Consider the following 12,451-nt stretch of genomic DNA (forward strand, 5'->3'; position numbering starts at 1 on the left):
GTCCCGGCACGGCCCGTGGGTTCTTTCCGGCGAGGCTCCGGGGTTTCCCGCCCGGGCCCGGGTCTTCCCCGCTACCGCCGCCGCCCCGCCGCCAGCAGCTCGGGCACGCTGGCGAGCTTCACCCGGGGCCGCCCCTCGGCCTCGCCGCGCTCGCGTTCCGCGCGCTCCACCGCCCGCAGCTCCCGCAGCCCCACCGCGTCCGGCCGCCGGTGCCGCACCAGCCGCTCGAAGTCCTTGCGGCCCGCCTCCGGGACGGGCAGCGCCCGGGCGGCCGCGTCGTCCAGCAGCGCGTCCACGGTCTCCCGCGCGCAGGCCCGGTTGGCGCCGATCCCGCCGGACGGCCCGCGCTTGGCCCAGCCCACCACGTACGTCCCCGGCAGCGGCCGGCCGGTCGCCGGGTCGACGACCCGCCCGTTCCGGTGCGCGACCGTCCCGGCCCGCTCGTCGAACGGCAGCCCGGGCAGCGGTACGCCCCGGTGTCCGATCGAGCGCACCACCAGCCCGGCCCGGAGCACGTCCGTCGCCCCCGTGCCCTCGACCCGGCCGTCCGCCGTCGGGGCGGTCCGCTCGACGGTCAGGGCCTCGACCCGGCCGTCCCCGGAGAGTTCGACCGGCGCCGACAGGAACCGCAGCACGATCCGCCGTCCCGGCCCGGGCTCCGCGGACCCGTCGAACGGCACCAGCGGCAGCCCGGTGAGCAGCCCCGCTCCCGCCGCCGTGCCCGACCCCGCGCCGGACCCCGATCCCGATCCCGATCCCGCCTCCGCTTCCGCTCCCGCCGCCTCGATCGCCGCCCGTACCTCCGGGTGGTCCTCGACCACCACCTCGACACCCGGCAGCTGCCGCAGGGCCAGGAACTCCGCCCTGGTCCACGCCGCCTGTCCGGGCCCGCGCCTGGCGAGCAGCACGACCTCCCGGACCCGGCTGCGGCGCAGCGCGGCCAGGGCGTGGTCGGCGATGTCGGTGGCGGCGAGCCGGTCGGGGTCGGTGAGCAGGATGCGGGCGATGTCCACCGCGACGTTGCCGTTGCCGATCACCACCACGCGCCGGGCCGACAGCTCCACCGCGTCGGCGGGCACGGTCGGTTCGGCGTTGTACCAGCGGACGAACGCGGTCGCGGGCAGGCTGCCCGGCAGGTCCTCGCCGGGGACGCCGAGCCGCCGGTCGGCCGCCGCGCCGACCGCGTACACCACCGCGTGGTGGTGCGCGGCGAGCTCCTGGTGGGTGAGGTCCGTGCCGATCTCCACGTTGAGGTGCATCCGCAGCCGGGGGTCGCGGAAGACGCTCGCGAAGCTCTCCGCGATCCGCTTGGTGGACTGGTGGTCGGGCGCGACGCCGTGCCGCAGCAGGCCGCCGGTGACCGGCAGCCGGTCGATCATGGTGATCTCGGCGCTGGTGCCGCGCAGCAGTTCCTGCGCGGTGTACCCGGCGGAGGGGCCGGTGCCGACGACCGCGATCCGCAGCGCGCCGAGCTCGTCCGGCAGGCTGCGCGGGAAGCTGGGCGCGCCCCAGGCGTGGTCGCTGGGGTGGTCGCGGAACCAGTCGCGGTTGAGGTCGCCGAACACGGTGTCGGGCCCGCGCAGCCGGTCGACCGGGTACACCGCGTCCACCGGGCAGGCGTCCGCGCAGGCGCCGCAGTCGATGCAGGCCCGCGGGTCGATGTAGAGCATGTCGGTGGTGCCGAACTCCGGCTCGTCCGGGGTCGGGTGGATGCAGTTGACCGGGCAGACGGACACGCACGAGGCGTCGTTGCAGCAGGTCTGGGTGATCGCGTAGGCCATGGCCGGGTGGGGTCCTCGCTGCGCGTGGGGGATGGGGCGGCTTGGTGGCGACGGTCCGTCAGAGCATGTGCACCCGGCGGTAGACGGCCGCCGAGCGGCTGGTGAGCAGTCCGGTCTCGGCGAGGAAGGCCATCAGGTGCCGGGAGCTGGTGCGCATCATCGCCTTGCGGTGCTCGCTGGCCCGCACCTCGGCGAGCGCCCGCTGCACGTCGAGCCCGGCGGCCTTGTAGACGCCCGGGTGCACCATGCTGGTGACGATGACGTACGCGCCCACGGCGATGCCGGTGGCGGAGGCGCGCCGGCGGGCGGGGCTCGCGTGGCGCATCCGCTCGCGGATCTCCTGCCGGGCGAACTTCATGTGCCGGGACTCCTCGACCACGTGGATCCGGGAGGTGCCGCGGACGATCTCCAGGACGTTCTCGCCGCGCATCCAGTCGCGCTGCATGACGTCGAGCACCTCTTCGGCCACCAGGATTCCGCCGTAGGCGAGTTCGCCCTTGGCGAGCGCCTTGAAGGCGCGGCCGGCCTGGGCGATCAGCTTGTGCGGGCGGTAGGCGGGGACGCCCATCTTGGCGCAGGCCCGGGCGAACATGATCGAGTGGCGGCACTCGTCGGCGATCTCGGTGAGCGCGAACTGGAACGCGGCGTCGGCGGGGTTCCTGAGGTACTGGTCGCGCAGCACCATCTGCTGGAGGATCATCTCGAACCAGATGCCGGTGTTCATGATCGAGCAGACCTCGTGCCGGGTGAGCACGACCCGCTGCCGCTCGGTCATCCCGTCCCACAGCCGGGTGCCGTAGAGGGTGCTCCACTCCGGGTTGAGGCCGTAGTGGTCCTCCGGGAGCGGGGCGTCCCAGTCGATCTCGGTCGAGGGGTCGTAGGAGAGGGTGGCGGCCGACTCCAGCAGCCGCTTCGAGACGTCGTCGTCGGCCTCGGTGTGGCCGTGCCCCGTCTGCCGGGTGAGCGCCATGGCTGCCTCCAGGTGCCTGTCTCCGCGGGCTCCCGCTCACCCGCTTATTAGACGGACAGTACAATAAGAGCCGGTCGCCGAGAACCCCCCGCGCGGCAACGACCCGGCGCGCGACCGTACGGTTCGCGCCCCGGGTCCGTTCCGCGTCCGTTCCGCGTCCGTCCCGCGTCCGTTCCGCGTCCGCCACGCGTCCCTCCCTGTCCGCGCCGCTGCGCCGCGTCCGCTACGCCTCGCCGATCGCCTGCCGCAGCGCCTCCGCCGCCTCGGCCGTCGCCTCCCGGAAGCGGCCCCCGATGCCGAGGTAGTTGGCGTACCCGTGGATGAGGTCCGGCTGCCGGCTCAGCCGCACCGCGACCCCGGCCTCCTGCAGCGCCCGCGCGTACGCCTCGCCCTCGTCGCGAAGCGGGTCGAAGCCCGCGGTGCCGATGTACGCGGGCGGCAGGCCGGACAGGTCCTCGGCGAGCAGCGGCGACAGCCGCGGGTCGGTGCGGTCGGCGGGCGCGGGCGCGTACCGGTCGGCGAACCAGTCCATGTCCGCGTCGGTCAGGAAGAACCCGTCGGCGAACAGCCCGCGCGAGGGGCGCCGGACCGAGGCGTCGGTCGCCGGGTAGAGCAGCAGCTGGAACACCGGGGCGGGCCCGCCCCGCCGGACGGCCTGCTGAGCGACGACGGCGGCCAGGTTGCCGCCCGCGCTGTCCCCGCCGACCGCGATCCGCTCCGGGTCCGCGCCCAGGCCGGCCGCCTCGGCGTGGGCGTGGTCGAGGGCGGCGAGCGCGTCCTCGGCCGCCGCCGGGAACACGTGCTCGGGCGCCAGCCGGTACTCCACCGACAGCACCCGCACCCGCGCCCGCCGGGCGAGGAAGCGGGCGACGTGGTCGTGGCTGGCCCGGCTGCCGACCACCCAGCCCCCGCCGTGCAGGAAGACCAGCAGGCCGGAGCCCGTCGCCAGCCCGTCCGGGGTGTACAGCGTGGCGGCCAGTTCGCCGTGCTCCCGCGGGATGACGACGCTCCGCGCGGCGACCGCACGATCCTGCGGCCCGCCCACCAGGTGCCGCGCGTGCTCCATCGCGGCCCGCGACGACCCGACCCCGCCCGGCATCACCAGGGCCGCCTTGGACAGCCGTTGGAGCTTGAGCATCAGCTGCGCGTCCAGCGCGAGCGTCTGCCCGTCGCGGACCACCGGCTTGCCCGCGATGGCCCGCCGCAGGCCCTCCGGCAGGGCGTACGCGGCGCGGACGACGGCGGCCTGGATCCGGACGGGCGGTGGGATCGTCATCTCTTCTGCCTCCTGAGGGCGGCCCCGGAACGGCCCCGGAACGGTGTCGGGGCGGTGTCGGGGCGGTTCTGCCGGGACCGGGAGCCCATGATGGGCCCCTCCCCCCGGACGTGGAAGCCTCCTGGACACCGTCTGAACCCGCCCTCGACCCCGCCCCCGCCCCCGCCCCCGCCGCGCGCCGTCGGCCCGCCCGCTCAGGCGCCGCGCCGGTCCTGCGCGTCGAAGGACGCCAGCGTGCGCGCGCCCGGTTCGAGCGCCCGGCGCAGTGCGGCCAGCACGTCCGCCTCCAATCCGCCCACGGCCTCGGCGAGTTCCTCCGCCACGTCCGCCGCGATCTCCTCGGCCACGGCGTCCGCGGCCGTACGGGGCCCCAGTTTGCTGACGGCGGCCGCGGCCCGGGCGGGGGTGAGCAGGGCGGAGGCCTGGACCAGGAGCCAGGCCGGGACGCCGGCCGCGCCCCGGGGCGGGGGGAGGTACGGGCGGGCGCCGTCGTAGCGGTCGTCCTCGGCGAAGGCCTGCTGCTTCACCTTCACCAGCGGACGGGCCGGGCCGGACTCGTGCCACTCGCCGGCGGGTTTGAGGACGTACCCCTCGGCGAGGTTGTCCGGCAGTTCGGGCAGGCCGAACAGCGCGGGCACCCGGGTGGGGTAGCGCACCGGCAGGTCGTGCAGGGTGGTCAGGGGGCCGTGCCCGAGCAGGGGCACGCAGGTGAGCCCGGCGGCCCGCGCGGCCGTGCGCAGGGTGCGGTCGGCGATCCACCGACGGCCCTCGGGCGTCTCGACGGTGGCGTCGAATGGCAGCCAGCGCAGGCCGGGGGCGTACCAGACGCCGGTCTGGACCGGGTCGACCCCGGGGGCGGCGGGCACCCCGGGGTGCGGGTAGCGGCCGCCGGCCAGTTCCCCGTAGATCGTCACCGCGGCACCGTCCCGGGTCCCGCGCACCGCGGCGGCGAACCGGGCCGCCGCGACGGACAGTTCGGGCCAGATCCGGCTGACGCCGAAGAAGGCGTCCAGGCCCTCGTCGTCCAGCAGTTCACGCCGCTTCGCGGCCCGCACCGAGCCGCCCTCGCAGACCACCGCGAAGTGCGCCCCGTGCACCTTCTCGGCCGCGGTCCACTCCCGGCTGCCGGGCCCGCCGGAGCGGCCGCGCGCGGGGATCTTGGGGTAGGGCCGCAGCTCGGGCCCGTCTGACTCCGTCTCGAAAACCGTCTCGGACACGAACGGCATCCTCGCCGCCGGGCCCGCCGCCCGGCAACCGGGATTCCGGGGCGACCGGGATTCCGGCGGGCGAGCGGCGGCGTCGGGGCGCCGCGCCGCCGGCGGGGGTCAGATCCCCCAGGCTGCCCGCAGCTCCGCGAAGGCCTCGTGGAACCCCGGGAAGGTCTTCCGCACGCAGCCCGGGTCGTCGAAGGTGATGCCGGGCGTGCGCAGCGAGGTGACGGCGAAGGACATCACGATCCGGTGGTCGGAGTGGGTGGTGATCTCGGCCGGGCGCGGGGTGCCGGGCCGGATCTCGATCCAGTCGTCCCCGGTGGCCACGGTGATGCCCATCGCGCGCAGGTTGTCGGCGCAGGCCTCCAGCCGGTCGCACTCCTTGACCCGGGTGTTGTGGACGTCCTCGATCCGCACCGGGCCGGTGGCGAACGGGGCGATGGCCGCGAGTGTGGGCATGGTGTCGGAGATGTCCCGCATGTTGACGGTGATTCCGCCGAGCCGGCCGTCGCCGGCCACGGTCGTGCGGTCGCCGCCGATGTCCACCCGGGCGCCCATCCGCCGCAGCACCTCCACGAACCGCAGGTCGCCCTGGAGCGCGTCCCGGCCGAGGCCCGGGACGGTGACCTCGCGGCCGGCCAGGGCGGCGGCGGCGAAGAAGTAGCTGGCGGTGGAGGCGTCCGGTTCGATCGGGTGGTCGGCGGCCCGGTAGCCGCCGGCGGGCACCTCGAACACCTCGCCGGCGGGGGTCCGTTCCCGCTTCACCTCGACCCCGAAGTCGCGCATCATCGCCAGGGTGATGCCGATGTACGGGGCGGAGACCAGCCGGGTGACGGTGATCCGCAGGCCGTCCCGGGTGAGCGGGCCGAGCAGCAGCAGCGCGGTCAGGTACTGCGAGGACTGCCCGGCGTCCAGGGTGAGTTCACCGCCGCGGACGCCGTCGGCGACGACCGTCAGCGGGTGGTGCCCCTCGGCCTCCTCGTGCCGCAGTTCCACGCCCAGCTCGCGCAGTGCCCGGGTGAGCGGGGCGACCGGGCGGCGGCGCATCTGGGCGGAGGCGTCGAAGCGGTAGGTGCCGCGGCCGGCGGCGGCGAGGGTGGGCAGGAAGCGCGCGGTGGTGGCGCCGTCCCGGCAGTACACCTCGGCGTCCGGCACGGCGGGCCCGGACGGGCGGCCCTCGACCCGCCAGGCGTCGGCCGTCCGTTCGATCCGGTACCCGAGGGCGTCCAGGCCCTGCACGAAGCCCTCGGTGTCGTCCGAGGACAGCGGGCGGCGCAGGGTGGTCACGCCCTCGGCGGCGGCGGCCAGGAACAGGGCCCGGGCGGTGATGGACTTGGATCCCGGGATCTCCACAGCGGTCACGGCAGGCTCTCCCAACACGAGTGTCCGACAGGCGTCTCCGGTGACGTCGGGCCCGATCCTGCCGCACCCGGCCGCCGCCTTCGCCGGCCTTCCACGGACTGGACGGTGACGCGGGCGACAACAGCGGGCGAAGGATCGGCGGGCGAGGATCAGCGGGCGAAGGATCAGCGGCCGGGCCGGTGGCCGGGCGGCAGGGTGGGCCGCAGGCTGGGCGGGAGGGTCGCGCGCAGCCGGCGGATCGTCCGCAGGACCTCGTCCCGGTGCTTGGCCGACTTCACCCAGGCGGGCAGCCGGGCGACCAGGCTCAGTGAGCCGGGGAACGCGGTGCGTTCGCGCAGGACGGCCCCGACGTAGGACTCCAGCAGGTCGAGGTGGGCGGGGTTGAACGCCCACAGCCGCCGGCCGCAGCAGTCCGCGTCCAGCCAGAGCGGCAGTCGGAAGTACGGGTCGACGGGGCCGCCGAACGCCAGGTGGTCCGGGACGGCGTCCACGGCGTGCCCGCAGCCGCACCTCAGCCGCAGGCGGGTGTGCTCCCGGGCGCCGATCCACCGGGGCTCGCACGCGTCGCCCGGCCGCGCGAGGACGAGGGCGCAGCCGCCGCACTTCGGGCAGCGGACGAGCACCTCGTCGGCGAAGTCGTACAGCTTGACCCCGGGGTCGGTGAACCGGCGCTGCTCCGTTGCACCAGCCGTCCCGCTCGCCATTCCTGTCCTCCGTGCTGCCGACCACTTGGCATGGTGATCATCTCATCCGTCCGGCAGGGGGATCGGCCGCCGGTTCGGCGGACGGCCCGGCCTCCGGTCAGCAGCGCGCCCAGAGCCCGGCCAGGTGCGCGTGCAGGACCTCCTCCGCCTCCCCCACCGTCCGGTGCCCGACCAGGACGTGCGTGGTGAGCCCGTCGGCGAGGGCGAGCAGCGCGCGGGCCTCGGTCCGCGCGACGACGGCCCCGCCCGCGGCCGCCCCGCCGATCACCGATCCGCCGACGGCCGCCCCGCCGGCGGCTTCCGTGACCAGCCGCACCATCAGTTCCTCCAGCGCCGCGTAGCTGCTCCGCAGGGTCGCCGCCAGCGCCGGGTTGACGGCGGCCCCGGCGACGAAGGCGAGCCAGATCCTGGCCTCGGCCCGGTGCTCCTCGCGGAGCAGCGCCACCTCGCCCGCCACCAGTCCGAGTTCGCTGGCCGCCGACTGCGCCGGGCCGGCCGCGAGCCGGCTCCGCACCCGCTCGGAGACCCGCGCGCCGATGTGCGTGAGCGCGAACAGGAGCATCTCCTCCTTGGTGCGGAAGCAGCGCTGGACGGCTCCCATCGAGACCTCCGCCCGGGCGGCGACGTCCCGCAGGGTGACGCCCTCCAGCCCGTGCTCGTCCACCAGCAGGCAGACGGCCTCGGCGATCCGCCGGCGCCGGCCCTCGTGGTCCACCTGTTTGGGCATCCCCGGTCTCCCTCCGCGTTCCTTGGGTCCTTGTCGGTCCTTGTCGGCCCTCGTTGGCCCTCGTTTTATTTCGATGCAAGCGTATCGGCTCCCGGGCTATGGTGGCCCTGTTCCGATGCGGTCGCATCGGAACCAGGCCGAGGAGAGCCGAGGAGAACTCCCATGCCCCTGTGGAGCAAGCCCGCCACCGAACTCGCCGCCGCCGTGCGCACGGGCGAGGTGTCGGCCCTGGACGTGGTGGACGACCACCTGGACCGGATCGCCGACGTCAACCCGCACCTGAACGCCGTCACCCAGCTGCTCGCCGACCGGGCCCGCGCGGCCGCCCGGGAGACCGACCGCCGCCGGGCCGCGGGCGAGGAACTGGGTCCGCTCGCGGGCGTGCCGTTCACCGTGAAGGAGTGCACCCCGATCGCCGGCGTGCCGACCACCTTCGGCAGCCCGCGCTTCCGCGACCACGTCGCCGCCGTCGACGCCGTCCCGGTGGCCCGGCTGCGCGCGGCCGGGGCGATCCCGATCGGCCACAGCAACCTGCCGACCCTGATCCTCGCCGGGATGCACACCCGCAGTGAGCTGTACGGCGACACCCGCAACCCGTGGGACGCGGGCCGCACCCCCGGTGGCAGCAGCGGCGGGGACGGCGTGGCGGTCGCCGCCGGCATGGCCCCGCTCGGGCTCGGCAACGACTCCGGCGGCTCGGTCCGCGTCCCCGCCTCCTTCTGCGGGGTCGCCGCCCTCAACCCGACCACCGGCCGGTTCCCCGCCGACCAGCGCCTGATCGGCCCGGACGACCCCGGCCCGGCCTCCCAGGTCCTGGTCGCCGACGGCCCGTTGGCCCGTACGGTCGCCGACCTGCGGCTCGCCTACGAGACGCTGGCGGGCACCGACCCGCGCGACCCGCGCGCCGTGCCCGTCCCGCTGTACGGGGAGCCGCTCGCCGGTCCGATCAAGGTCGCCGTCGTCGCCGATCCCGGCGGTCACGGCAGCCACGGCGGCCACGGGGTCCACCCCACCGTCCGCCGCGCCGTCGAGACCGCCGCCGACGCGCTGCGCGACGCCGGGTACGACGTCCGGGAGGTCCCCGACGTCCCGCGGATGGAGGAGGCGCTCGACGCCTACCACCGCCTCGCCGTCACCGAGTTCGCGCCGAGCTGGCCCGTCGTGCGGCAGCTGCTCGGCGAGGGCGGCGACCGCTACATCGAGCTGATGATGCACGGCGCCCGGCCCGTGGACGCCCCCGGCCTGATCCGGCTGATGAGCGTCTGGATGAGCATCCGCCGCTCCTGGACGGAGTTCCTGCACGAGTACCCGCTGCTGCTGGGCCCGGTGTTCACGGAGCCGCCGGTCGAGCCCGGACTGGAGTCCCGGGACCAGGCGGGCCGCGACCGGGTCGACTCGGCCATGCGGCTCTGCTCGGTGACCAGCTTCGTCGGCGTGCCGGCCGTCGCCGTCCCCACCGGCCTCGCCGCGGACGGCCTGCCCACCGGCGTCCAGCTCGTCGGCCGCGCCTTCCGGGAGGACCTGTGCCTGGCCGCCGCCCAGGCCGTCGAGGACCGCCTCGGCACCCTCACCCCGATCGACCCCGTGCGGTAGCGGCCCTCGGGGCCGTCGCGGCTCCGCGGCCGTCGCGGTTCCGGGACCGTGGCGGCTCCGGCGCGGCGCGGCCCGGGGCCGCGCCAGCCCGGGGCCGCGCCCCGCCCGCCCCGCCGGCTACGCCCCCGGCAGCCCCGGCACCACCAACCCGCTCTCGTACGCGATCACCACCGCGTGGGTCCGGTTCTGCGCGCCGAGCTTGCCCAGCACGTTCCCCACGTGCGTCTTGACGGTCTCCTGGCTGACGGCGAGCGCCTGCGCGATCTCCGGGTTGGACAGTCCGGTCGCCATCAGCCGCAGCACGCCCTCCTCCCGCCCGGTCAGCGCCGCCCGGGGCAGCGCCTCGGCCGAGTCCAGCGGCCGGGCCGCGACCATCCGGCTCAGCGCGGCGGGGAACAGCACCGCCTCCCCCGCCGCCGCCACCCGCACCGCCTCGGCGATCTGCGGGACGGGCCGCCGCTTCAGCACGAAGCCGCTGGCGCCGGCGCTCAGCGCGGCGGTGACGTAGGCGTCGTTCTCGAAGGTGGTGATCACCACGACCTTGGGCGGGTCGGCGTGCTCCCGCAGCAGTTCGCGGGTGGCGTCGATGCCGTTGCGGCGCGGCATCCGCACGTCCATCAGCACCACGTCCGGCCGCAGCAGCCGGGCCTGCTCGACCGCCTCGACGCCGTCGGCGGCCTTCCCGACCACTGTGATGCCGGGCTGGGCGCCGAGCAGGGTGCCCAGGCCGCTGCGGGTGAGGGGGTCGTCGTCGGCGATCAGGACGGTGACGTCGGACGGCGCGCCCGTGTCGGGGCCGGCGCCGCTCACGCCGACCACCGCATCGGCAGCCGGACCGCCAGCCGCCACTGCCCGTCGCCGGACGGGCCGGCCTCGAACTCGCCGTGCAGCAGCCTCACCCGCTCGGCCAGCCCGGGCAGGCCGTGCCCGGAGGTCGGGAAGCCGCTCGCGCCCGGTCCGGCGGCCGCGCCCGCCACCGCGTTGACCACGGTCAGCTCCAGTTCCTCCGGTCCCGCCGTCACCCGCAGCTCGATCGTCCCGCCGTTGCCGTGCCGCAGCGCGTTGGTCAGCCCTTCCTGGACGATCCGGTAGGCGGCCCGGGAGAGGGTGCCCTGCACCTGCGCCAGGTCCCCCGTGGTCCGCGGCGCCACGACGGCGCCCGCGTGCCGCAGCCGGTCGATCAGCTCGGGCAGGTCGGCGAGGGTGCGGGTCGGGGCGGTGCCGGTCTGCTCCTCGCGCAGTGCGCCGAGCACGTAGTCGAGGTCCTCCAGCGCGGCCCGGGTCGATTCCTCGATACTGCGCATGGCGGCCCGCGCCGCCGCCGGGTCGTCGGCGAGCACCTCGCCCGCGACGGCCGCCTGGATGGTGGCGGCGGTCAGGGTGTGCCCGATGGAGTCGTGCAACTCGTGGGCCAGCCGGTTGCGTTCGGCCATCAGCCGCTCCCGCTCGGCGGCCAGGGCGAGCCGCTCGGCGGGCGAGGGTCCGAGCAGCCGCGGCGCCAGCCACCGCAGTGCCCCCGACGCCCCGGCGAGCAGCACCGCCGCGAGGACCAGGCTGAGCGCGCCGATGACCCACGACCAGACGCCGGTCACGTCCGCGCCCCAGCCGAAGAGGCTGATCCGGGCCGAGCCCTCCACCCATCGTCCCGGCAGCGTCATGGCCATCACGAGGAACGTGCTGCCGCCGATCAGCACCGTCCACCCCAGCGCCACGTGGGCCACCACGAACGCCGGCGTCCGCCAGCGCTCCGCCGCGGCCCCCTTCACCGGGGCGGGCACCGCGACGCCCAGCAGTCGCCGCGCGCCCGCCGCCAGCACCCGGCGCACCACTCGGGGCAGCCCGGCCGCCGCGAGCAGCACCACCCACAGCGGCAGCGCCAGCCAGACCGAGTCCGGCCGCCCGGACACCCCGAGCGTCATCCCGAGCGCCACCATCGCCACCGGCAGCCCGGCCAGCGCTCCGAGTACCGCGAACAGCACCCCCGTGTACGTCGACCTGCGCAGCAGCAACCGCATTCCCTTGATCATGTTCGCCAGTATCACCGGCCTCCCGGCCCCCGCCCTCCCCCGATCGAGGGAGGAGCTCCGGCGGCCTCCCCCGGCGACCCGTCGGGGGCAGTCCGGCGGCATATCGGCAGTCGGAGGGGGCCTCCGCGAACTCGGCCGGATCGCGACCACCCGTTCGCGTGAATACGGGTCGAAGCCGCCGCCAGGCCGCCGGAGTTCCAGACCATCGCATGAATGACGATCAATCAAAAGCTGTTCCGACAAGGCCTTTTGGCGACCGCTTCCACCGTCGCGGCACTGGCCGCGACGGCCGCCCAGGCCGCACCCGTCCAGCGGGACGACGGCCCGCACCGCTACAAGGTGTCCATCCGGAGCGCCGGGGCCTGGGCGCTGCCCGCCGGCCTGACCTCCTTCACCGTGTACGCCCGGGGTCCCGGCGGCGGCTCGTCCGGCCGGGACGGTCGGCCCGGTGGCGGCGGCACCGAGGGCGACGACGGCCCGCCGGTCGCCGCCCGGTAGCGCAACCCGCGCGCCGAGGAGGGCGGGGAGCAGCACACCCCCGCCACCCCGGCCACCGCACCCCCGGCCGGCGACGCGCGCCGGGAGGGCCGCGCGGGCACCCACCGCCCGGGCAACCGCCACACCCGTCCGACATCCCACGAGACCGCCCCAAACCGTTCGGAACCGCTCCGCCGCCACCCCGCCGACGCGCCCAAAAGGGGTGTGATTCCGGCCGATTCGGCGATCGTCCTGCCAACGAACCGACCGTGGATGAGACTTGGCCGTCGGACCGGGAACCCGACCGACCCGACTCCGACGGA

Annotated in this window: 11 protein-coding genes; 2 read left to right on the forward strand and 9 right to left on the reverse strand. The window is 75.9% G+C overall.

Features of this window, described 5'->3' with window-relative positions; genetic code table 11:
* Window positions 1-71: 71 nt before the first annotated feature.
* The 7 genes from ACFVUY_RS18340 to ACFVUY_RS18370 form a co-directional block, all read right to left on the reverse strand.
* Window positions 72-1,781, reverse strand: a complete 1,710-nt coding sequence (locus ACFVUY_RS18340) for an FAD-dependent oxidoreductase (protein WP_387730982.1) — start codon at window positions 1,779-1,781, stop codon at window positions 72-74.
* Between the two features lie 58 nt (window positions 1,782-1,839).
* Window positions 1,840-2,751 carry a diiron oxygenase gene (locus tag ACFVUY_RS18345; RefSeq protein WP_387730984.1) on the reverse strand — a complete coding sequence of 304 codons (912 nt, stop codon included), beginning with the start codon at window positions 2,749-2,751 and terminating at the stop codon, window positions 1,840-1,842.
* 223 nt (window positions 2,752-2,974) lie between these two features.
* Entirely contained in the window at window positions 2,975-4,027 is a 1,053-nt protein-coding gene (locus tag ACFVUY_RS18350; RefSeq protein ID WP_387730987.1) for an alpha/beta hydrolase, read from the reverse strand.
* 194 nt (window positions 4,028-4,221) lie between these two features.
* Window positions 4,222-5,244, reverse strand: a complete 1,023-nt coding sequence (locus tag ACFVUY_RS18355) for an RNA ligase family protein (protein ID WP_387685499.1) — start codon at window positions 5,242-5,244, stop codon at window positions 4,222-4,224.
* 108 nt (window positions 5,245-5,352) lie between these two features.
* Window positions 5,353-6,600 (reverse strand): 3-phosphoshikimate 1-carboxyvinyltransferase, encoded by a 1,248-nt coding sequence (gene aroA, locus ACFVUY_RS18360; protein ID WP_387730990.1) that lies wholly within the window; start codon window positions 6,598-6,600, stop codon window positions 5,353-5,355.
* A gap of 164 nt (window positions 6,601-6,764) precedes the next feature.
* Window positions 6,765-7,304: a hypothetical protein gene (locus ACFVUY_RS18365; RefSeq protein WP_387730993.1), complete on the reverse strand. Its 540-nt coding sequence runs from the start codon at window positions 7,302-7,304 to the stop codon at window positions 6,765-6,767.
* Window positions 7,305-7,401: 97 nt separating this feature from the next.
* Window positions 7,402-8,031, reverse strand: a complete 630-nt coding sequence (locus ACFVUY_RS18370; protein ID WP_387685495.1) for a TetR/AcrR family transcriptional regulator — start codon at window positions 8,029-8,031, stop codon at window positions 7,402-7,404.
* 162 nt (window positions 8,032-8,193) lie between these two features.
* Here ACFVUY_RS18370 and ACFVUY_RS18375 point away from each other — a divergent pair, with 162 nt between their 5' ends.
* A complete protein-coding gene (locus ACFVUY_RS18375) occupies window positions 8,194-9,624 on the forward strand; it encodes an amidase (protein WP_387730996.1) in 1,431 nt (476 codons plus the stop codon).
* 117 nt (window positions 9,625-9,741) lie between these two features.
* Here ACFVUY_RS18375 and ACFVUY_RS18380 read toward each other — a convergent pair whose 3' ends face one another.
* The gene (locus ACFVUY_RS18380; RefSeq protein WP_387685491.1) at window positions 9,742-10,434 is read right to left on the reverse strand and encodes a response regulator; all 693 of its coding nucleotides are present in this window, start codon (window positions 10,432-10,434) and stop codon (window positions 9,742-9,744) included.
* Window positions 10,431-11,651 (reverse strand): histidine kinase, encoded by a 1,221-nt coding sequence (locus ACFVUY_RS18385; RefSeq protein ID WP_387730999.1) that lies wholly within the window; start codon window positions 11,649-11,651, stop codon window positions 10,431-10,433. The genes ACFVUY_RS18380 and ACFVUY_RS18385 overlap by 4 nt, the downstream gene beginning before the upstream one ends.
* 213 nt (window positions 11,652-11,864) lie before the next feature.
* Between ACFVUY_RS18385 and ACFVUY_RS18390 the strand changes: the two genes are divergently transcribed.
* Window positions 11,865-12,149: a hypothetical protein gene (locus tag ACFVUY_RS18390; RefSeq protein ID WP_380545651.1), complete on the forward strand. Its 285-nt coding sequence runs from the start codon at window positions 11,865-11,867 to the stop codon at window positions 12,147-12,149.
* Window positions 12,150-12,451: the final 302 nt, after the last annotated feature.

This window comes from Kitasatospora sp. NPDC058063 (genome assembly GCF_042885395.1).
Taxonomy (GTDB): Bacteria; Actinomycetota; Actinomycetes; order Streptomycetales; family Streptomycetaceae; genus Kitasatospora; species Kitasatospora lactacystinica.